18 protein-coding genes and 1 pseudogene are annotated in these 23,136 nt (G+C 38.7%); 13 read left to right on the forward strand and 6 right to left on the reverse strand.

What is annotated here, in order from left to right; translation table 11 throughout:
• Positions 1–145: 145 nt before the first annotated feature.
• Both dnaN and dnaA read right to left on the reverse strand, forming a co-directional pair.
• Complete coding sequence (dnaN, locus tag NRE15_RS09105; RefSeq protein WP_313792571.1) at positions 146–1,300, reverse strand: DNA polymerase III subunit beta; 1,155 nt, start codon at positions 1,298–1,300, stop codon at positions 146–148.
• Positions 1,301–1,486: 186 nt separating this feature from the next.
• Entirely contained in the window at positions 1,487–2,830 is a 1,344-nt protein-coding gene (gene dnaA / locus NRE15_RS09110; protein WP_313792572.1) for a chromosomal replication initiator protein DnaA, read from the reverse strand.
• A 482-nt stretch (positions 2,831–3,312) separates the two neighbouring features.
• On the opposite strand from dnaA, the gene rpmH reads away from it, so the two are divergent.
• From rpmH to NRE15_RS09145, 7 genes are all read left to right on the forward strand, one after another.
• On the forward strand, positions 3,313–3,447 hold the full coding sequence (gene rpmH / locus NRE15_RS09115; RefSeq protein WP_313792573.1) for a 50S ribosomal protein L34: 135 nt from the start codon (positions 3,313–3,315) through the stop codon (positions 3,445–3,447).
• 207 nt (positions 3,448–3,654) lie between these two features.
• Positions 3,655–4,008 carry a ribonuclease P protein component gene (gene rnpA / locus NRE15_RS09120; RefSeq protein ID WP_313792574.1) on the forward strand — a complete coding sequence of 118 codons (354 nt, stop codon included), beginning with the start codon at positions 3,655–3,657 and terminating at the stop codon, positions 4,006–4,008.
• An 18-nt stretch (positions 4,009–4,026) separates the two neighbouring features.
• Positions 4,027–4,857, forward strand: coding sequence for a membrane protein insertase YidC (gene yidC / locus NRE15_RS09125; protein WP_313792575.1), 831 nt, complete (start codon positions 4,027–4,029; stop codon positions 4,855–4,857).
• A gap of 24 nt (positions 4,858–4,881) precedes the next feature.
• Positions 4,882–5,904: an RNA-binding cell elongation regulator Jag/EloR gene (jag, locus tag NRE15_RS09130; RefSeq protein WP_313792576.1), complete on the forward strand. Its 1,023-nt coding sequence runs from the start codon at positions 4,882–4,884 to the stop codon at positions 5,902–5,904.
• A 1,479-nt stretch (positions 5,905–7,383) separates the two neighbouring features.
• A complete protein-coding gene (treP, locus tag NRE15_RS09135; protein ID WP_313792577.1) occupies positions 7,384–8,916 on the forward strand; it encodes a PTS system trehalose-specific EIIBC component in 1,533 nt (510 codons plus the stop codon).
• Positions 8,917–8,936: 20 nt separating this feature from the next.
• The gene (gene treC / locus NRE15_RS09140) at positions 8,937–10,595 is read left to right on the forward strand and encodes an alpha,alpha-phosphotrehalase (RefSeq protein WP_313792578.1); all 1,659 of its coding nucleotides are present in this window, start codon (positions 8,937–8,939) and stop codon (positions 10,593–10,595) included.
• Positions 10,596–10,740: 145 nt separating this feature from the next.
• Positions 10,741–11,961, forward strand: coding sequence for a GerMN domain-containing protein (locus NRE15_RS09145; RefSeq protein WP_313792579.1), 1,221 nt, complete (start codon positions 10,741–10,743; stop codon positions 11,959–11,961).
• 65 nt (positions 11,962–12,026) lie between these two features.
• Here NRE15_RS09145 and NRE15_RS09150 read toward each other — a convergent pair whose 3' ends face one another.
• Together NRE15_RS09150 and treR are read right to left on the reverse strand one after the other, a co-directional pair.
• Positions 12,027–13,007 carry a serine hydrolase gene (locus NRE15_RS09150; protein ID WP_313792580.1) on the reverse strand — a complete coding sequence of 327 codons (981 nt, stop codon included), beginning with the start codon at positions 13,005–13,007 and terminating at the stop codon, positions 12,027–12,029.
• Between the two features lie 82 nt (positions 13,008–13,089).
• Positions 13,090–13,806, reverse strand: a complete 717-nt coding sequence (treR, locus tag NRE15_RS09155) for a trehalose operon repressor (protein ID WP_313792582.1) — start codon at positions 13,804–13,806, stop codon at positions 13,090–13,092.
• A 154-nt stretch (positions 13,807–13,960) separates the two neighbouring features.
• On the opposite strand from treR, the gene NRE15_RS09160 reads away from it, so the two are divergent.
• The gene (locus NRE15_RS09160) at positions 13,961–14,773 is read left to right on the forward strand and encodes an alpha/beta fold hydrolase (RefSeq protein WP_313792583.1); all 813 of its coding nucleotides are present in this window, start codon (positions 13,961–13,963) and stop codon (positions 14,771–14,773) included.
• 68 nt (positions 14,774–14,841) lie between these two features.
• On the opposite strand, the gene NRE15_RS09165 is transcribed toward NRE15_RS09160, so the two are convergent.
• Both NRE15_RS09165 and NRE15_RS09170 read right to left on the reverse strand, forming a co-directional pair.
• On the reverse strand, positions 14,842–15,576 hold the full coding sequence (locus tag NRE15_RS09165; RefSeq protein ID WP_313794981.1) for a hemolysin family protein: 735 nt from the start codon (positions 15,574–15,576) through the stop codon (positions 14,842–14,844).
• Positions 15,577–15,642: 66 nt separating this feature from the next.
• A pseudogene (locus tag NRE15_RS09170) lies at positions 15,643–16,152 on the reverse strand (CNNM domain-containing protein); the annotation flags it as partial.
• 265 nt (positions 16,153–16,417) lie between these two features.
• Between NRE15_RS09170 and mnmE the strand changes: the two are divergent.
• The 5 genes from mnmE (at position 16,418) to NRE15_RS09195 (ending at position 23,048) form a co-directional block, all read left to right on the forward strand.
• Positions 16,418–17,797: a tRNA uridine-5-carboxymethylaminomethyl(34) synthesis GTPase MnmE gene (gene mnmE, locus NRE15_RS09175; protein WP_313792584.1), complete on the forward strand. Its 1,380-nt coding sequence runs from the start codon at positions 16,418–16,420 to the stop codon at positions 17,795–17,797.
• A gap of 10 nt (positions 17,798–17,807) precedes the next feature.
• Complete coding sequence (locus tag NRE15_RS09180; RefSeq protein WP_313792585.1) at positions 17,808–18,287, forward strand: NUDIX hydrolase; 480 nt, start codon at positions 17,808–17,810, stop codon at positions 18,285–18,287.
• Between the two features lie 50 nt (positions 18,288–18,337).
• Positions 18,338–20,248, forward strand: a complete 1,911-nt coding sequence (mnmG, locus tag NRE15_RS09185; protein ID WP_313792586.1) for a tRNA uridine-5-carboxymethylaminomethyl(34) synthesis enzyme MnmG — start codon at positions 18,338–18,340, stop codon at positions 20,246–20,248.
• Between the two features lie 391 nt (positions 20,249–20,639).
• Entirely contained in the window at positions 20,640–21,974 is a 1,335-nt protein-coding gene (locus tag NRE15_RS09190) for a C1 family peptidase (protein WP_313792587.1), read from the forward strand.
• A gap of 150 nt (positions 21,975–22,124) precedes the next feature.
• On the forward strand, positions 22,125–23,048 hold the full coding sequence (locus NRE15_RS09195; protein ID WP_313792588.1) for a hypothetical protein: 924 nt from the start codon (positions 22,125–22,127) through the stop codon (positions 23,046–23,048).
• Positions 23,049–23,136 lie beyond the last annotated feature (88 nt).

Below are 23,136 nucleotides of genomic sequence, written 5' to 3' on the forward strand. Positions count from 1 at the left end.
ATTTCTTCTTATTATATTATACACTTATTTCACTAAAAACTCAAATAAATCAATTTTAAGCGAAATTCACTTAAAATAATATAAACCTATTATAAAACAAAAAAATAGCCTATACAGGCTATTTTTGGCATTTTAAGACATTGAACTATGAATGATGGGTGCGAATTGGAGTAAGTAATTGTAAAAGTTGGCTATGGGGAACTTCGTCTTCTAGATCTTGACTCATTAATAATGGACGGATCGATGATTGGAATTGAATTTTAATATCCACATCGCCAAATGATTTTAAGGCATCTTTCATGTAGTCTGGGTTAAAGGAAATAATAATCGCATCTCCTTCAGCTTTTTTATAATCAATTTCTTCTGCTACATGGCCGACTTGATTGCCTTTTACAGATAGCTCAACATTATCTTCACCAATTTCGAGTTGTACCACATTATTTTTACTTTCATGTGACATTAAAGAAGCCCGATCAATAGCCTGTAAGAAATTATTAGCATTTAAAACTAATTCTGTTTGATGACTACTTGGAATCAAACGGTAAACATCAGGATAATTGCCTTCAAGTAAGCGCGAAAAGATCGTCAGATTTTCTAAAAAGAAAATAACTTGTTGTTCAGTAACCGCAAAAGCTAATTTTCCATTATCATCAATCATTCGTGTTAATTCAACCATTGTTTTTTTAGGGATGGTAATTGGTTTGAAGCTATCCTCACCATTGGGTAAATCAGTTGGAATTTCTCGTAAACTTAAACGATGACTATCGGTAGCTGCTGCAGTAATACTGGATGCATTAGCAGTTAAATGAATCCCAGTTAGTACAGGGCGACTTTCTTGATTAGACGTCGCAAATACGGTTTGATCGACCATTTGTTTAAATAATAGAGGAGGTAAATTAATTTGTTGGTCAATTTCAATATCGGGTAAACGGGGATACGATTCACTATCTTGTCCATTAATATTGAAAGTTGCTGATCCTGAAGTTATGGTTGCATGATAAAAATCATCGCTTTCTATAACTACTTCATCTTTAGGTAGTTTTTTAATAATGTCATTAAACAAACGAGCGGGTAAAACAATGCTACCTTCTTCTTCAATTGATAAATCATAAGATTCGTTATCAACAGGTAAAAAACTTTCAATGGAAATATCAGCATCGCTCCCAATTAATGTAATCCCCTCATTAGTTGCTGTAATTTTAATCCCTTGTAAAATAGGAATTGTTGCTTTTGAAGGAATTGCACGGGTTACATGGTTTAATTGGATGATAAAGGCTTGTTTTTGAATAACAAATTTCATTTATTTTTCCACTCCTTAATAATTAATAGTATAAATAAATAAGAGAAGTCATAGTAGTAGGGCTTGTTGATAACGGGTAAAAGTCTGTTTGATCTTGGAATAACAATAATCTTACTTGTGGATGGCCTGTGAATGATTCGGTTGATAAAAAAATAGTTATGCACAGGTCATAAAAAAACGACTAAATTATGTTTTTAATCGTTTCTTTAATTGATTGATTTCATCATCTAAAGTAGGTGATGTTTTTAAGTCATCACTGATTTTTTCGTAAGCATGAATAACAGTCGTATGATTTTTGTTTCCAAAAGCCTCACCAATCTTAGGAAACGAAATATCGGTTAATTCACGGGCTAGATACATGGCAATTTGACGTGGATAAACAATATTTTTAGTGCGTTTCTTTCCTTTAATATCTTGACTCGTAATTTGATAATAATGAGCGACTTGATTAATAATTTCATTGATACTCAAAGGCTTCTTCTCTTGAGTGTCAACCATATTTCTTAAAGCTTCAGCAGCCAATGAGGTGGTTATTTCTCTACCTTGAATAGCTGCATAAGCAATAACGCGCACTAAGGCGCCTTCTAACTCACGAATATTGGTATCAATGTTATTAGCTATATAGGTCAAGGTCTCTGAATTAATATCTAATCGGTCGTTACTGGCTTTTTTACGTAAGATAGCAATTCTAGTTTCCAAATCTGGCGGTGTAATATCAGTTGATAACCCCCATTTAAAACGACTAATCAAACGTTCTTCCAAATTGTCGATATTATTTGGTAGTCGATCACTGGTTAAGACAATTTGTTTGTTATTGTTGTATAAAGCATTAAACGTATGAAAAAACTCTTCTTGCGTCTTATCTTTATTAGACAAAAACTGAATATCATCAATCAAAAGAACATCGATACTGCGATACATCTCACGAAATGCAATTTGTGATCCATTTTGAATACTTGTAATAAAGTCATTGGTAAAGGATTCACTCGTAGCATATTTAATTTTAGCTTTGGGGTTTTTAGCTAAAATTTCATTGCCGATAGCTTGCATTAAATGTGTTTTCCCTAAGCCAACTCCCCCATAAATCAAAAAGGGATTATACGTTTGACCTGGATTATCACTAACTGCTAAGGCTGCTCCATTGGCCATTTTGTTATCTTCTCCAACAACAAATGTTTCGAACGTATAGTTAGGATTCAATTGTGAATCATTAAAGTTACTCTCAGAGCTGCCTATTTGTTGATTACTATCCTCTGATTTTACTTCCGTTTGTGTGCTATCTTGCGGAACAATAATAAAAGTTGGTTCATATTCCATTCCGTAATTTTCTAAACTATACTGCAAAATATAACCAGATAAATGGCGCTCCCAATGCTTTTTAGTCAATGCATTTGGGACAGAAAGTGAAATCGACTGATGGCCAATACGTGTAGGTTTAACCGGTTCAACCCAAGTAGCATAAGCATTTTCACTTAATATTTCCTTTAAATAATTGGTAATCTCTAACCAAAAGCGATCCTTTTCATCCATCTATTTATCTCACCTCACTTGTGGATAAGTATTTCATTATAGTTGTATTTTAGCATAGTTCATTATTTGAACAAGTTGATAGCTATAAAAAGCTTATCCACACATCCACAATAAACTTATGCACAACTGAATAAAAACTGTGAATAACCACAATAAATATCTTTGAAACAAAGAACATTGTGGATAATTACTTATTGATTTTATCATATTTTGAAGACTTATGCACAGTTTTTGTGGATAATTTTATAAGCTTATTAACACTTGTCGATAAGTGCATAAAGTAGAGGATTAGCTGTGGATATTTATTTTGAAAAAAAAGTTATTCACAGGGGCTGTGTATATTGTGGATAAGTTGTGCATAAGTCGCGAAGGGGGAATATTTATTTTATAAGGGGAATTTGGCTTGAATCGCTTGACTTTAGGCTTTATTTTCTATAATATATTCTAGGTATTTACATCGAAAACTTGAGGAGGTGCGATTGATGAAAAGAACATACCAACCAAAAAAACGTACACGCAAAAAAGTTCACGGCTTCCGTAAAAGAATGAGCACTAAAAATGGACGTCGCGTATTGAGAAACCGCCGTCTTAAAGGTAGAAAATCTTTAACCGCTTAATCATTGATAAAGGTAACCTTTAGTGGTACCTTTATTTTTTTAGCAATAAATAAATTAAAACGATTACATTCATTGAATTTACGCTTTTGTTCATGGAAAAGACTTAATTTATTGTGTAGATTGTAATATAATCGTATTAATGATTGTTGATTGTCATGAAATAAAGCAAATAGATTCAGTTAATGTAAGTAGAGAATGAGGGATTTTTTGAAAAAAAAATATCGCGTAAAATCAGAAAAAGATTTCCAATTGGTTTTTCATCAAGGTGAATCGATTGCTAACCGTCAGTTAGTTCTTTATGTATATCCTAAACCTGGACAAGAACATTTTCGTGTAGGATTATCGGTAGGCAAGAAAATTGGAAATGCCGTTGTGCGTAATCAAGTGAAGCGTTATTTACGCCAAGCTATATTTGAATTGAGTGATGCGATAAATCCTGAAATTGATTTTTTACTTATTGCGCGTCCCGATATTCGTCAAAAGGATTTTGCACAAATTAAACAATCCATCATTCATGTTATGAATTTAGCTAAAATCATCGATAAATCAGCACTTAAATAATAGTTTTAGGAGGTAAGAATGAAAAAATATCGTAAATGGATCCAAATAGGTCTCTTACTTGGCATCGTCTTATTTTTAACTGCGTGTGGGAATACAAACGAAGCAGTGAGTGCAGAAAGCACAGGCTTTTGGGATCGCTACGTCATATATAATTTATCCCAATTTATTGTTTGGTTATCTAATCTTATGGGGGGCAGTTATGCTTTAGGTATTATTGTCTTTACCATTATTGTCCGTCTTCTATTATTACCATTAAATAATATGCAAACAAAGTCACAACGCAAGATGATGGAAATTCAACCAGAGTTAGATGCCATCAAAGAAAAATATCCCAATCAAGATAAGGCTTCGATGGAAGCGATGCAACAAGAACAACAAGCTTTATTAGATGAACGAGGTGTCAACCAATTTGCTGGTTGTTTACCGTTGGCTATCCAACTACCGGTCATGATGGCCTTGTATCAATCTATCTTGAGAACAGATGTTTTAAGAGAAGGTACTTTTTTATGGACGAATTTAGGGGAAATGGATCCTTATTTTATTCTTCCAATTTTAGCAGCCCTCTTAACTTTTGCAAATTCCTATTTGACGATGAAGAGTAATCCGACACAAAATACGACAAGTAAAATGATGATTTACGTTATGCCTATAATGATTCTAATCATTTCGCTTGGTTTACCAAGTGCGATAACCTTATACTGGGTTGTTTCTAATGCCTTTACCGTTGTTCAAACATTAATTTTCAATAATCCTTATAAAATTATTGCTGAACGTGAAGCCAAAGCGCAAGCTGAAAAAGATCGCCAACGTGAATTGAAAAAAGCCCTCAAGCGTGCCAAACGCCGTTAGTCATTAAGGAAAGGAACTTTGTTTATGCAAGAGAGTACGACAGTAAGAGCCGAAACAGTTGAAAAAGCAATTAACATTGCTTTAACCAAATTAAATTTAAGTCGTGATGAAGCTGACGTTAATATCATTAATGAAGGCAAAAAAGGACTTTTTGGTTTTGGAAAACAAGATGCAATTGTTGAAGTGACTGCCAAAAAAGCTAAAAGTATTGGACAAATAATGGATCTCCTTGAACAGGAAGAGCAGTTATCCAATAAGCCAAATTCACCGATGCAAAAAGCAACAGAAGATACACCACCCGCACAGGATGAGCCCGTAAAAGTTGAAAAACCAACTGCGAAACGGGAGCCTAAAGTTGAAACAGTTTTAGAAGTTGTGGAAGTTCAAGTTACTGAAACAGTCGTTGAAGCGGTAAGTAAACCAAAAGCAGCACCTGTTAAAGTAGAAAAAGTAGCAACAAAGGTGACCGAAACACCTATCCCAGCCGCAACCGTTGATGTTGATGAAGAGGATGATGAGGACTATTTTGATGCTGAACCAACCGATGAGAGCCTTGAAAGTCCCGAATCAAAAGCACAAAGACGTAAGGAAGCCAATGAAAAAGTAGCCAATTATTTACAAAATGTCATTCGTGAGTATGGTGCCGATGCAGATGTTACAGTTGAGGATACAGGTTACCAAGTTATCTTCAATATCGAAACAAGCAAATCAGGTTTAGTTATTGGTAAACATGGTAAAATTATCAATGCCCTTCAAACCCTTGCACAAATATTATTACATCGTTACAATCGTCGTCGTGTCTCAGTCATCCTAAATGTGGGAGACTATCGCGATCGCCGCGCCAACGTGCTTGAACAAATCGCCGAACGCACCGCTAAAGATGTTTTACGTAGCAAACAAGCTGTGATCCTTGATCCGCTACCTGCCTACGAACGCAAACAAATTCATGCCTATCTCAGCAAGGTTGAACATATCAAAACCCATTCAGAAGGTAAAGACCCCAACCGTTACTTAGTCGTAGAGTACGACAACAAAACAGATTATTAACCCAATAAATACCTCCGCCTACCTCGAAGCTTGTGCTTTCATGAGGTAGGCGGAGTTTTTTTTGTCTTAATTGGGATCTACCAGCCTGCCAAATGGCGTAAGCAGGAAGTAAATGACCGTCATTTCTCTTTTATGTGGGCACACACATATTCGGGCAGTTGTTGTGAGCGTGATGGGGAGCGCACACATATTCTGACAGTTGTTGTGTGCGTGAATCTGAGCGGGAATTGTGTGACTGTTAAATAAACGACAAATTAGGCTATTCGGTCATGAAATTAGGTATTTGGTGACCGATTAGCTTTATTTAACGTTCACTCACTTCCCGATTACTCACAGGTAAGTGGGAAGTGACGGACCGGCTCATTGTCACTCAGATTTTTCCCCATGACAATAAAGCCTTCCATTGTCACTCAGATTTTTCCTCATGACAATAAAGCCTCCCATTGTCACTCAGATTTTTTCTCATGACAATTAAGGAAAGCGGGAAGTGGAGCACCGTCATTTCTCATTTACCGCGAACTGGGGCGCTCACATATTCTAGTGCTTGTTGTGTGCGCGAACCAGAGCGCTCACATATTCAGGCGCTTGTTGTGTGCGCGAACCGGGGCGCTCACATATTCGGACGCTTGTTGTGTGCGCGAACGTAAGCGGATGTTAAGTAAAGCTAATCGGTCAACAAATGACTGATTTCGTGACTGAATAAAGCTAATCGGTCACGAAACATCTGATTTCATGACCAATTAGCTTTATCGTAGTCTATTTTACGGTAATATATTTCCTGCTTACGCTCGTTCACTTCCCACTTACCTCACAGGCTTTCCTCTGGCGGTTGAGACTCGCCATCCGCCACTCAGGCTTCCCTCTGGCGGTTGGGAGTTGCCATCCGCCACTCAGACTTTTCTCTGGCGGTTGGGAGTAAGCGAGAAGTGAACGAGCGGTTGTTTGCGATACAGCAATACAATAAAAAGCTGATTCTCTTCGATGAATCATATCAATCTGATATTTTTGCAGAAATCACTAGTTTAAAAGGATTAATCTGGTCACTGCTAACAGCGTAATGACCAGATTAATCCTTTACCTAATTGTTATTGTGGATTTCCTACATAGGTAGGCCATCATAGACTGACGATCACTTACTTTCCACTTACAAATGAAGGATAGGTTAGGCGTGCAATCATAAATGGAAATGAAGGGTTGTTTAAAAGAAGTTCTCGCATGACAATAAACCTTCCCATTGTCACTCAGAATTCACCCCATGACAATAAGCGCTCCCATTGTCACTCAGAATTTCCCCCATGACAATAAGCCCCCATTTCCCCACACTCCAGAATCTATCGCCCATTTAGTTCGGAATAAACGAACGATAGATTAAGAAATGATTAAAAGATATTAATTTTTACATTAAAATTTGCATTACAAACGATTTCACATTACAATGGTCTTAAGTTGTATAGACAACTATAATAAGGAGGTCAGGAAATGGCAAATTTTGAGCAAGATGCCAAAGCGCTCTTGGAACATATTGGTGGGTCTGATAATATTAGTGCGGTGACGCATTGTGCAACACGTATGCGTTTTGCATTAAAAGATCCAGAAAAAGCAGACATTAAAGCAATTGAAGCTTTACCCTCTGTTAAAGGTAGTTTTACACAAGCAGGTCAATTTCAGGTCATTATCGGTAACAATGTATCGGAATTTTACAAGGATTTTGCTGCTGTATCAGGTGTTAGTCAGTCAAGTAAGTCAGATGTTAAACAAGCGGCCGAGTCAAATCAAGTATGGTGGCAACGTTTAATGACGTTTTTAGCGGAAGTTTTTGCACCCATTATTCCTGCAATTATTGTTGGGGGTCTTATATTAGGATTCCGTAATATTTTAGAAGGTGTCGGTTTTTCGGGTTTAGGTCAATTGGTTATTGATGGGGTACCACAATTTACAGCTGATGGCGAGCCAATTTATAATACAATCGTTAATGTTAGTCAGTTTTGGAGTGGAGTGAACCATTTCTTATGGTTGCCAGGTGAAGCAATTTTCCACTTCTTACCTGTAGGTATTACATGGTCAGTTACACGTAAATTAGGTACAACAGAAATCTTAGGTATTGTTTTAGGTATTACCCTTGTATCACCACAATTATTAAATGCTTATGGTGCTGCAGGTGCTATGGCAGATGGTACGGTACCGCAATGGGATTTTGGTTACTTCCAAATTGATATGATTGGTTACCAAGCACAAGTATTGCCAGCGATGTTCGCGGGTATTGCCTTATCTTATTTAGAAAGATTCTGGCGTCGTGTCGTTCCAGAAATGTTCTCAATGATTTTGGTTCCTTTCCTATCCCTTGTTCCAGCCGTTATTTTAGCGCATACGATTTTAGGTCCAATTGGTTGGTGGTTAGGTAGCATTATTTCTAATGTTGTTTTAGCTGGTTTAGAAGGACCATTAAGTTGGTTATTTGGTTTCCTATTCGGAGCATTGTACTCTCCATTAGTTATTACAGGTTTACACCATATGACCAATGCAATCGACTCACAGTTAATTGCCGATACAGGTTCAACTGGTTTATGGCCAATGATTGCTTTATCAAATATGGCACAAGGTTCAGCCGTTCTAGCTGTTTGGTGGTTAACCCGTAAAGATGTAGTTGAAACACAAATTACAGTTCCGTCAGCTGTTTCTGCTTTCTTAGGTGTTACAGAACCAGCCATGTTTGGGGTAACCTTAAAATATGTGTATCCATTTGTAGCTGCTATGATTGGATCAGGTATTGCAGGATTAATTTCAACAATGGCCAATGTACAAGCTAACTCTATTGGTGTTGGGGGTCTACCAGGCTTCTTAGTTATTCAAGTTGGTTCACAAGGTTGGTATTGGATTGCGACAGCCGTGGCTATCATTGTTCCATTTGTTTTAACCTTGGTCTTCCAGCGAACAGGCTTTTTAACGGATGCAGGCTTAAACTTTGATCTTCCGTTCTTTAACAATTCATCCAAAAATACTTCTGAAGCATAATTAAAAAAGGGGTCAGCAAAGTGAGTAAAACAAAAAAAGTTATTTATCAAGTTTACCCTAAGTCTTTCTATGATACGAATGGTGATGGAATAGGTGATTTACCAGGTGTAACGGAGAAGCTTGACTATATTGCTGATTTAGGCGTGGATATGATTTGGTTAAATCCATTTTATCCTTCACCACAAAATGATAATGGTTATGATGTCAGTGACTATACAGCCGTTGATCCGATGTTTGGAACAATGGAAGATTTCGAAACATTAGTTGAAGAAGCTGGTAAACGTGGAATTGAAATTATGCTAGATATGGTTTTAAATCACACATCAACTGAACATGAGTGGTTTCAAAAAGCCCTGGCAGGCGACCCATATTATCAAGACTTTTACTATTTAAGACCAGCAAAAGAAGATGGCTCGTTACCAACCAACTGGGACTCCAAATTTGGAGGACCTGCTTGGGAGCCATTCGCTGATACTGACAAGTATTACTTGCATTTATTTGATGTCACGCAAGCGGATTTAAATTGGCATAATCCCAATGTTAGACAAGCACTCTTTGAAGTGGTTAATTTCTGGATTGCAAAAGGCGTTAAAGGTTTTCGTTTTGACGTTTTAAATGTCATTGGTAAATCAGAGGTATTGATTGATAGTGAAAAACCGGGTTCATCACAGGAAAAACGCCTGTACACAGATACACCCATTGTGCATGAGTGGATTCATGAAATGAATCAAGCGACATTTGGGACACAAGAAGGCTTTACGACCGTCGGTGAGATGTCTTCAACCACAGTTGAAAATGGTGTTCGCTATTCCAAACCAGATGCCAAAGAATTAACCATGATCTTCCAATTCCATCATTTAAAAGTAGATTATGAAAATGGCGAAAAATGGACGAATCCACCTTTTGACTTCATTGAATTGAAACGTATTTTAGATGATTGGCAAACGGGCATGTCAGATGGTGATGGTTGGAATGCGTTATTTTTAAATAATCATGATCAACCACGCTCTAACAGTCGTTTTGGTGATGTTGAAAATTATCCCTTTGAAACACAGTCAATGTTAGGTCAAACCATTCAATTTCTCAGAGGAACCCCTTATATTTTCCAAGGGGAAGAAATTGGGATGACCAATCCGAATTATGACACCATTGATGATTACAGAGATGTTGAGACATTGAATAATTACAAAATTCTTGTCGACAAGGGCACACCTCATGATGAGATTATAAAAATCATCCAGTCTAAATCACGCGACAATTCACGCACCCCAATGCAATGGGATGATAGTGAACAAGCTGGTTTTACCAGTGGTACACCTTGGATTAAAGTGGCTGCTAACTACCCTCAAGTAAATGTCGCTCGCGAACGTCAACAAGGTAAAATTTTCACTTACTACCAAGAATTGATCAAGATAAGACATACAAATGATATTATTAGTGAAGGCACATATAGAGGTTTGTTCCTTGACCATCCTTCAATTATGGCCTATGTACGGGAATATGAAGGTCAACAAATTCTCGTCTTTAGTCACTTCTACGCTGGTGATGTGACATTTACTTTACCGGAAGAATTTCAAAAGCGCACAGCAACTAAATTAATTGGGAATGGTCCATTAGAGACTTTTAGTCCAACCATGACCTTATCCAATTATGAAACCATCGCTTTTATACTAGATTAAAGCCATTTAACCCACTAAAACTCTTTTTTTGAGAGATTTAGTGGGTTTTTCAGTGATATTTATTAAAAAAAGCTATAATTATATCTTTAGGTGGAGAGTTTTGTGATATAATTAACGGGAATCTTAAGAGGAGAACCTATACTAAATGAATAAATATTACTTTATATATTTAATAATTTTTTCAATTTTTTTGGTTGGATGTAGTAGTGAACCGATGATTCGTATTAGTGATGAAAATCAGGCAATCATGGAATCTAAGCGTCAAGCATCCATAGAGGAACAACAGCGAGCCGATGAATTGGCTGCGTTAGAAGATCAAGCTTCGGTTGAAGAATCAGCTAGTCAAACGCCAGCGGATAGTCAAGACCAAGTTTCAATTGAAGAAGAGGCCGTGGATGTTACCATCCTTGATCCGACTCAATGGTCAACAGCAGCTGAGGGTACCATTTGGGAACTGAATGCATTCATCCCTTATCAGGTTAACCAAATCCGACAGTTTGCCCCTAATCCATCAATCACTTATGTGGATTTTACGAATGATACACAAACCGCTTGGCAAGTTAGAGAATTTGGTGGTAATCAGCAAGCCATTCATTTAATTGAATTACAAACGGAACAAATAACGCAAGTAACGTTAACGCAATCCACGCGACCGTTTGTCAATTATTTGTCAACGTTAGCTAACCAAACGGAAAACAGCCAAATTTTATTGCAAGCTCCGGTGACAGTTGGCACAACGTGGACAAATACGGATGGCTCTAGCGGAACAATTACTGCGCTGTACGACGCCATTGATTTAAATGGTCAAACCTACCCCCATGTAGTGGAAGTGACAACTTCAACTTCAGCTGGGGACGAACGTCGCTATTACGGCGCTGACCAAGGTTTGTTGTTAGTTTTATCTGATACCGATTCAATGGTGGTTGATTCAATAACCGATAATGTACAGATTGTTGTATCTTACCCTATTTGGACACCAAACGAGGCGCAAAATCAAACAGCTCTTTTAGTGCCTGCAACAGCTAATTTTAATTGGCAAACGAATTCGAGCGCTGCAAGTATTTTTACCCAACTGTTTAGAAATCAAAATTGGATTGATGATACGGTGTCGATTAACAGTATCCAACTGATGGAAGACGCTGTTACCATTGATTTTACACCAGGTGTTGTAGCGGCTATGAACCGCCATCCTGCCACCGAACAAGGCGTCATTCCTGCCATCGTGACGACAATGAGTGATTTGTTCAATGTGACCAATGTTATCTTAACCGTTAACGGCAACGGCCTCCTACCAGACACCTTACCTTACCCAACAGCTGGTAGTTGGCAAGTCAATCCTGCGTGGCTTTCAGAAACCACCCCATAAAAACACAAAACCCCTTCAAATAAATATCCCCGTTAAAGGCAGTGATATTTATTGGAGGGGTTGTTTTAGTTGTTTGCTACTTTATATTCATGGGACCACTCGTTGACTAAGAGGTTCAACTCGCCAATGAATATCTCGGGATAATTAGCATCGCGGGTCATCAATACAAGGGTATAAACCGGCTCGCCATCTTCATAGTAAATGCCGCTATCATTCAGCATTTCATCAAGTTGGCCATACTTGGTTGCCATATTATTAACAAATAATGAAAACAATTGCTTAGGGTATGTTTGCATCATCAAATCAGTTAAGGGTTCATAAATCGGGTTAGAAGCGATCTTAACCAAGGCTTCGTTCATAATATAGGCCGATCCATAATTGTCTTGATAATAAAGGTCAGGAACATCGTAGTAGTCGACAAAGTCCAGCAAAGCGGTTCTAAAGCTACCAAAGTTATTCACATAATAAAAATATAAAATCAATGAGGCTGTGTTATCAGAATAGACAATGGCTTGATAGGCTAATTCATCGAGTGAGTAATAATCACGTTTTGCTTCAGCGGTAATATCACCAGCACCATCTTGAAAGTAGTCTTCCGAATAGGGCAACTGACTATCCCAGGACAAAACGCCTTGGTTAATTAAATCAATATACATAGCGATCATTGGTACTTTGTACATACTGGCGACAATCATTTGTTCGTCTTCGTTAATATAAATATTTTCACCGGTTTGAAGATTGGTGTAAGCAATAGCCACTTGGGATTCATCGATTTGGTATTCAGCCATTAAAGCATAGATGGCTTCCCGTAAAGAATTGTGTTCACTTAAATCATGGTTTTCAACGCCCAAATTGGCCATGGCATCATAATCATATCGCTCTAAGGCCGTATCAGCAGCCAGTGTAATTTTTTTATCAGCTTCATCATTTGTAATAATGCTTTCTGTGATATCGGGCCAATTACTGGCTGACGCCGTCACGGGTAGCCATTGACTCATCATTGATAGACATAAAGTCGTAACAAGGGTTAATTTAATAAAATGCATAGTGCCTCTCTTTCCTCCAAAGGTTATTCAATCGACATAGAATAATTGTAACAATATATTCAATTATGTAAATAGAGAAATATTAAAAGTGGTGGCGACGACGAGCAAATTCTGAAAAGCGAAAACGTTCTAAATGATGGCGTGAGCTCGTCAATTGAAAGAAGGTCATATCTTCCAAGAACACATGGCTTTCAACATTAATGATATAGTCCGTATCCTTTAAATGCATCAATTCTTGATCAAGTTCATTGGCTTTTTCTGCGGTAAATTCTTTTTTGGCATAATCGATTTTCAACCCTAATTCCTCTTCAAAATATTGGTAAATAGAATCAAGGGCAACTTCATCGGGTATTGTTGCTACGATTGACTGACGAATATAGTCTTCGTCAATAATCACCGTTTCACCGTTTATTTTCCGAGCTCGGATTAAATGAATGAATAATTCATCTTCTGCCAAATCATACTTGCCACATAAAGAAGGTGGGACTGACACCAATTCATTTTTAATGAGATGGGTTTCGGATTTAAAGCCTTGATCTTTTTGTAATTCCTTATAACTAATCAAACCTGAGATGGGAAACGAGTAAAGTGTATGGTTCAGCACAACGGATCGGCGTCCATGTTGTTTTTGAATATAACCATTTTCAGTTAATAACTTTAAGGTTTTGCGAATCGTTTCACGCGAAACACCATAAGTGTTCGCTAAACTATTTTCAGTGGGTAAAGAACTCCCAATCTGATAAGTATTATCTTTAATCTTTGCTTCTAAATCTAAATATATCTTTTCAAACTTATTCAATTAATAGACACCTCCAAGAGCTATACACTATTGTAACAAAAAATGAACATTGAAGGATATTCAACTGGAAAATTTAATAAATAACTTAGATACTTAATAAGATGTTGACCGCTTACATAATACATGCTATGTTTCTAATAAAGGAGTTTTGCGAGTGGCTTATTTTTCACATCAAGGGGTTAACTTATATTATGAAATTAAAGGGAATCCCCATTCAGATAAAGTAGTGGCTTTTTTCAATGGCGTGATGGCGAATACGAATTCTTGGAATTTAGTGATTGATATTTTTAGAAAATTAGATTTCAAAATTCTGTGTCATGATTTTAGAGGGCAACTGCAATCGGATAAACCGGATGGCCCCTATACCTTTGATCTTCATGCCGAGGATGCTAAAGCTTTATTTGATTATTTAGAAATGGATCAGGTTCATATTGTTGGCACTTCCTATGGTTCAGAGGTCGGTATGCGTTTTGCCATGCTATATCCTGAAACGGTCGCAAGTCTTGCGGTCATTGATGGTGTCAGTGAATTAGATGAGGTTTTGAAGAGCTTTATTTATAATTGGGAATGTCTTCTGGAGTTGGAGGATGGCGAGAAGTTTTTCAAGGCAATGGCACCGAGTATTTATGGCAATCGCTTTATGGAAGAAAATGCTGACATGCTTGAAGAGAGAGCACAGGCTTTGAAGAAGGTTGATCCGAGTTATTTTAGGGGTCAAAAAATCCTATATGAAACATTCAAAAACGATGTGACGATGACTGACCGCTTGCATACCATTCAAGCACCCACATTAGTTGTGTGTGGACAAGATGATTTATTAAAGCGACCGAAGTTTTCCCAAATTATTGCCGATCATATTCCTCATTCTGAGTATTATCTACTCCCTGATTGTGGTCATGTGGCGATTTTTGAAAAGCCTGAAGAACTAAAAACATTGTTAGCGGGTTTTATCATTAAAAACCTCTAGACAGAGTCTTATAGAATTTTAAAGAGACGGTTCCTTTTTAACGGTACCGTCTCTCTTAATGGAGATATTTATTGAGGGGATTCTGCGTCTGAGGGTTCAGTCCCTGCTAAACGAGTAACTTTTAGGAGGGTTGCAGTGGCTTCACTGACTTCCATCAGTTCAATTTGGTAGTTTTCGACGGTTAAGGTTGATCCGATGGTATCTTGACTTGGGATAATGCCAGAAATATGCGTGAAGTAGCCTCCAACTGTATCGGCTTCATTACTGGTCAGGACCGTTTCAAAATATTCGTTGAAATCATTCAGATTCATTAAACCTTTGACTGTCCAAGTGTTTTCACTGGTTACATCAATCATGTCTTGGTGCATTGGATTATCGTATTCGTCGTAAATTTCACCGACGATTTCTTCAATAATATCTTCTAGGCTGACGATACCAGCGGTTTGGCCGTATTCATCTTTAACGATTGCTATATGGTTATTAGAAGTTTGCATTTGGGTCATGGCATCATCTAATAAGAGGGTCTCAGGAACATTGATAGAGTCATGGGCTAAGTCTTTTATGTCGATATCTTCATAAGAATCGGCTAAGAGGTTGGCGCGTAAGTAATCTTTAACTAACAAGATTCCCAAGATAACGTCTTTGTCACCTTCATAAATGGGTATTCGCGAATAGGTAGAATTAACAATTAATTCATGGTTTTCAGCTTTGTCATCTTCAATATCAATCATAAAGGCTTTGTTACGCGGTACCATAATTTCACGCACACTGCGGCGGTTAAGTTTTAAGACACCTTTCATCATACCGACCTCATCTTCTTCTAAGGCGCCGTCTTCACCCCCTTGGATAACTATTTCGCGAATATTGGTAAACGTCAGTTTTTCGTCTTCATTTGAAAAGTCAATGGGTAAGAGTGATTGGAAAAAGTTTAAGGCTTTCGTTAAGAACCAGACAACCGGTTTAAACACGCGATAGACAATGTTTAAAACCGAAGAAGAGAACGTAGAGTATTGTTCGGGAATGGCTTGACCGATGGACTTGGGCAACAGTTCACCAAAAATGAGGGTAAGTAATGTCACCACTAGTGAAATAACTAAGTTGGCTCCTTATTCACCAATGTACGGCGAGAGGAATTGAGATAACCCACTGGTCGCAAAGGAAGCATTCAAGGTTCCAATTAAGGTAATGGCTACTTGAACCACAGCGAGAACACGGTCCTGGTTGCGGTATAATTTTAAAGTTAACTGAGCTCTTTTACTACCCGTTTCAGCTGCTTTTTCTAATTTATTTTCGTCGGCGGTGATGAATGCCATTTCTGAACCGGAGAAAAAACCATTCAATAAGGTAAAGACAATAATTAATATGACTGAGGAAAGCATATGATCGCCCTTTCTTTAATTTGACGCTATTTTCTATTTTTTGTTATTAAAACCCATTATATAGAAGTTTCAAGAGTGAATAAAGGGAAATTCGTTTTTTTGTCTTGCTTTTTATTAAAACCTTCGTTATAATGTCAAACAGCAATCAAACCAAATTTAAATCGTTAAGCAGTCAAAGTGCTAACTATCTTCTTAGTCATCCTAAGGGGGTAGTCTGTACTTTTTTTGTGCGTATTTTTATAGATAGAAAGGAAACGATGGATACATGTACCAAAATGATACAATTGCAGCAATTTCGACGGCTTTAGGTGAAGGCGCCATCGGTATTGTCCGTTTAAGTGGTCCTGAGGCGATTCCAATGGCAAACAAGGTATTTAAAGGAAAAAATTTAGCGAATGTACCGACACATACCATTCATTACGGGCATGTTATCGACCCTAAAACGAACCAAGTGATTGACGAGGTCATGACCAGTGTTATGAAGGGACCCCGTTCCTATACGATGGAAAATATCGTTGAAATTAACTGCCATGGTGGGATTATCGCTGTTCAGCGGACACTTGAAGTGGTTTTAGATCAAGGCGCACGCATGGCGGAACCGGGGGAATTTACTAAAAGGGCTTTTCTCAATGGCCGGATTGATTTGTCGCAAGCTGAAGCTGTGATGGACTTAATTCAAGCCAAAACGGATAAAGCGATGAATGCCTCAATGAATCAACTGCAAGGAAGCTTATCAAATAAAATAAGCGCATTAAGAGAAGAAATGCTACAAACCTTAGCGCAAGTGGAAGTGACCATTGACTATCCCGAATACGATGATGTGGAAGAGATGTCTTTGACGCAGTTGAGAGAAACAGCTGAATCGGTTAAAGGCCAAATCCAACAGCTTTTGCAGCAAGCTTCGCAAGGAAAATTATTTCGTGAAGGTATTAATACAGCCATTATCGGTCGGCCGAATGTTGGGAAATCGAGTTTACTGAATTTTCTATCGGGGATTGATAAGGCCATTGTAACGGATATCGCAGGCACCACCCGCGACACGATTGAGGAATTTATTAATATTCGGGGGGTACCCTTGAAATTAATTGATACGGCTGGGATTCGTCAAACGGATGAATTGGTCGAGCAAATCGGTGTTGAAAAAAGCCGCCAAGTGATGGAAAAGGCAGATTTGGTCATATTAATTTTAAATCAAGCCCAAGCTTTAAATGAAACGGATATTGAACTTTTAGAGTTAACCAAAAATCAACAACGAATTATTTTATTAAACAAATCCGACTTAGAGCCTGTTTTGGACCGCGAAAAATTAGCTGAGTATTGTGATGATGATAGCATTATTGCGACATCTATTACTGAGGAATCGGGTCTAGACCAACTGGAAGCCATGATTGAAAAACGTTTCTTTGGTGGGCAACTGCAATCAGCGGATGTGAATTATTTATTAAATACACGACACACGCAGTTGTTAAAACAAGCCATTGAAGCTCTGGATGAAGTGATTCAAGCCACTGAAATGGCTCTACCGGTCGATTTAATTCAAATTGACTACACCCGTGCCTGGGATTTACTCGGTGAAATTACCGGTGAAAGTGTTCAAGATGAACTGTTAAACAAACTCTTTAGTCAATTTTGTTTAGGAAAATAGGAGGGCACTCATGGTACAATTAGCCACCATGTGTTATTTGGACAATGGTAAGCAATATCTCATGTTAAAACGCGACAAAAAGGCCAACGATATCCATGAAAATAAATGGGTGAGTGTCGGCGGCAAGTTTGAAGCTGGTGAAACGCCTGAAGCCTGTGCCATTCGCGAGATTAAAGAGGAAACGGGCTTAACCGCCACGAAATTAGATCTTAAGGGAATTATTACTTTCCCCAATTTTACCCAAAATGACATTGACTGGTACTGCTTTGTTTATGTTGTCACTGAATTTGAGGGGGAGCTGATTCCCGTTTGCGACGAAGGCACCCTGAATTGGGTGGATTACGCCGATATTTTAAACAAACCCACTTGGGAAGGCGACTACATCTTTTTAGATTGGCTTTTGAATGATGCGCCCTTCTTTTCTGCCGAATTTACCTATATTAACAATGTATTAACCCATCACGACGTTATTTTTTATGATAATAAATAACACTGCTACTCGCCCAAGAAATTACTAGACTATTCACAAGGAGTGAAACTATGCAAACATATGAAGCAGGCAATTATGATGTGATTGTCGTTGGTGCTGGACACGCAGGCTCTGAAGCCGCTCTAGCATCCGCCCGTCTCGGCAGTAAAACCCTACTAATTACCATGAATCTTGAAATGGTCGCCTTTATGCCCTGTAACCCATCCATCGGTGGTCCCGCTAAAGGGGTTGTCGTCCGTGAAATTGACGCCTTAGGGGGTGAAATGGGTAAAAATATTGACCGCACCTATATCCAAATGCGGTTGTTAAATACCGGAAAAGGTCCAGCAGTCCAAGCCCTAAGAGCGCAAGCGGATAAACAACTCTATGCTTCTTCTATGAAAAAAGTCTTAGAAGAAACCCCAGGTTTAGATTTAAAACAAGGGGTCGTTGAACGACTTGTGATTGACGAAGAGGGTCAGTGCCGAGGTGTTGTGACTGCAACTGGTGCTGTATACTCAGCTCAAGCCGTTGTTTTAACAGCGGGGACGTCGTCACGCGGTAAAATTATTATTGGTGAATTAAGTTATGCCTCTGGTCCTAATAACACCTTACCTTCAGTGAAGTTATCAGAAAACTTAATGGAGCTTGGTTTGGAGTTGGTCCGTTTCAAAACAGGAACCCCTCCACGGATTCATCGCAATTCCGTCGATTATGAACTGACAGAAGAACAACCAGGGGATGAAAAACCCAATCATTTTTCATTTTTAACGGAAGATGACGACTACCGCTCTGATAGTGTCTCATGCTGGTTAACCCATACTAATCCGACGACCCATGAAATTATTCAAGAAAACTTACATCGCGCCCCAATGTTTTCAGGTATGGTTGAAGGGGTAGGTGCTCGTTACTGCCCGTCTATTGAAGATAAAATTGTTCGTTTTAGTGACAAACCACGCCATCAAGTATTTATTGAACCGGAAGGTTTATCAACGGATGAAATGTATGTTCAAGGCTTATCCACCTCAATGCCTGAAGATGTTCAACTGAAAATCATCCGTAGTGTACCAGGTATGGAACATGCCGAATTGATGCGTCCAGGTTATGCCATTGAATATGACGTGGTTGTGCCCCATCAATTGAAATTAACTTTAGAAGTGAAGTCTATTCCAGGTCTATTCACCGCCGGCCAAATGAACGGAACTAGCGGCTATGAAGAAGCTGCCGGTCAAGGAATCATTGCTGGTATCAACGCTGCCCGCCAAGCTCAAGGCAAAGAACCGTTAGTCTTGAAACGTAGCGAAGCCTATATTGGGGTCATGATTGATGATTTGGTGACGAAAGGAACCACGGAACCCTACCGCTTATTAACTTCACGAGCGGAATACCGCCTCTTGTTGCGTCACGACAATGCTGATTTGCGTTTAACCGAACTCGGCCACGAACTCGGCCTCGTCGATGAAAACCGTTATAATAAATATCTGGCTAAACAAGAAAAAGTTCAAAGTGAGTTAGGCCGTTTATCTAAAGTTCGCTTAACACCGAATACCGAAGGGTTAACCGACTTATTTAATCGTGTGCATTCAACGCCTTTAAAAGATGGGATCTTAGCCATTGATTTATTGAAGCGTCCAGAAATTCATTACGATGATCTCATTGCTTTGATTCCGCGTGAGGAGGGGGATGCCTTAAACCGTGTGGAAGCAGAACAAGTTGAAATCCAAATTAAATACGACGGATACATTAAGAAAGCTATCCAAAAGGTAGACAAAGTAAAATCGATGGAAGAAAAACATATTCCGGAAGATATCGACTATGACGCCGTTGATTCATTAGCGAACGAAGCCCGTGAACGCTTGAAACTGATTCAACCAAGCACCTTGGGACAAGCGAGCCGTGTCAGTGGTGTTAATCCAGCTGACATCGCTATATTATCCGTCTATATCCAACAAGGCCGTATTGCACGGGTTGGGGATAAGTAGGTTAATTGAAGAGTAAAATCAATGAGGTTAGATGATACCCTATTATGGGCATTATCTAGCCTGTTTTGTTAGCTGTCGCCTTTTGGGAATATGAGTGTGGAACAACCCAAATCGTCATTTGCCGTCAGATTAACCTTATTTGTAGTATACGCAACAATCCTTCCCTTTCAGCAAACCACAAGTGGAATATTCTGGTCGGGTTCGTTCCACTTTATAGACTATCACTGAATAGCCATTTAACAATTCGACTTTTCTCGCTTACTGACAAGAGCAGGAGCACTCCCTCAACCCCAACAAAATCTCTCCTACCCCTTGCACTCACTCACAAGAAGAGTACAATGGTTTTATGAGAATATTTTAATATTTAACGCATAAGGAGGAAGATGATTTTATGATAAACGCGGAACTCATTCAACGCTTTGAGGCCAATTATACGAGTGATCCAACCAACAAGGCGGTTGAAAACGCGATTGCCAAAGTGGGCATGCAAGATGCATCATTTAACAATCAAACGCTACGCAACCACCCGTTTGTTTTCTCAAATGAAACAAAGAAAGGTGAAATAACGAATCAAAAATCGAGTGGACGCTGCTGGATGTTTGCAGCCCTTAACACAGCTAGAGTTGACTCACTGACGAAATTAAATGTTGAGACCTTTGAGTTCTCACAAAACTATCCTTTCTTTTGGGATAAATTGGAACGCTCAAACTATTTCCTCAATAGTATCATCGAAACCGTGGCTGAGCCTTTGGAAGGACGTCTGGTCCAACATTTATTATTTGATCCGATTTCCGATGGGGGTCAATGGGATATGTTTGCTGGATTACTCCGCAAGTATGGGGCAGTGCCAAAATCAGTCATGCCAGAAACGCATCATTCATCGAACTCAGGCGCTTTAAACCAATTTTTAACGTCAAAATTACGTGAGTTTGCTAAAACCTTACGTGACGCAGCGGCAGCAGGTGCGACCGCCGAAGAGCTTGAAGCCAAAAAAGAAGACATGCTATATTTTGTTTACAATACATTAGTCAAAGCCCTCGGGATGCCACCAACCGCCTTCACTTATGAATACCGTGACCGTGATAAACAATATCACCGGATTGAAAACATAACTCCACAAGCCTTTTTCCAACAATATGTAGGCTGGGATTTAGAAAATATTGTCAGCTTAATCAATGCCCCAACCCAAGACAAACCCTATGGCAGAAGCTATACCGTTAAATATTTAGGAACCGTCTTGGAAGAAAAACCGATTAACTACATTAATGTCCCGAATGACGTTTTAAAAGCAGCTGCGATTGCTTCGATTAAAAACAACGACCCGGTATGGTTTGGTTGCGATGTCGGCAAAATCTCTGACCGTAAATCAGGGATTATGGATATGGATTTATACCAATACGACCTGACCCTTGGTCAACCAACCCAACTCGATAAAGCAGCCCGCCTGGATTATGGTGACAGTCTCCTAACACATGCCATGGTGCTTGTTGGGGTTGACCTTGACAACGACGGTAAGGCCATCAACTGGAAAGTAGAAAACAGCTGGGGGAAAGACGTTGGAGATAACGGTATTTTCTCAATGTCCGACGCTTGGTTTGACCAATACACCTACCAAATCGCTGTTGACAAAAAGTACATTCCTCAAGAATGGCTCAAAGCCCTTGAACAACCCGTGATCGAATTAGAACCCTGGGATCCAATGGGTGCCCTAGCTAACGTTCAATAATCAAATAAATATCACTGCTTCGCTACAGAAAAACAATTGTAGTTGAGGCAGTGATATTTATTAGTAAAAAAAACTTAAGCAAATCGCAAGCAGAACTTTACTCTCAACTGCTATGATAAGGATAGATTATTTAGAAAGTTGGGCAATAAAATGACACAAAAAAAGATTCTCATTCTCTCGTTCTTCCTTGCTCTTGGCTTAACTTTTATTATTCGTGAAGATTTATTAACGCAATATTTACCTGAACAAACGATTTTAGCCTTAAATGAAGCAAACATTGAAGGGATTCCGGAAGAAATTCAAGGGGTTTGGGAATACCAAGATGCTAATGGTCGCCATCAAATGGTGTTACGTGGGGACACGATGATTATGACCAACCCGGATGGGACCTATTTTTATGAAGATATTCAAACGCAAGCAGACAATCAAGGTGGGACAAGTCATTATACCTTAAATTGGGATGTCAATCAGTTCAATGACCGCTATCGTAATATTGAAATCAATCCTTTATCACCGAATTATCAATTAACCTATGATAAAAATGCGGACACCTTAACATCCTTAAACGAAGTCACTTTTAGTCGTAATTTAAATGCGGAATGGAGCACGATTATGCGTGATCGTTTGAACCAAACGCAGCCGATTAATGCAGAAACGTTACGTCGTGTCGATAATCAAACCTTGATTGATTATTATGCCACGGCTCAACAGCAATACGGAGAAGATGACCCCGTCATTTGGCAAGAAATCTATTTTATGATTGTTGATGATTACCCGGCCTTGGATCTTATACCAAGACAGGATTACGCGACGTATTTAAGCCTGGCTGAAACGATTGCTACTCAACTTAGTTTGCCCTTAAATCAGCTAAATAAAGCAGATCCCGTACAGGTTTTAGAATGGTATCAATTGGCAGACGGTGAGACGGATGAGGAAAAAATTAATACGATTCAACCTGCGATTGAACAGGCTCGGATCGACTATGCCAACCGCCAGGATAGCTATATTTATAGCTTAAGAACGATTAGTGACCCGCAAGCAATTTGGACCGGCGCCATTCACAGTTTAGAGTAAAATTTAAATCTGAAGCTTTCCCTAAAGCCATATACGGGAGTGCTTCAGATTTTTGGAATTTTAGGCTTGTTTCCCTCTAAATGTTCCC

The sequence above is a fragment of the Fundicoccus culcitae genome (genome assembly GCF_024661895.1).
GTDB lineage: Bacteria > Bacillota > Bacilli > Lactobacillales > Aerococcaceae > Fundicoccus_A > Fundicoccus_A culcitae.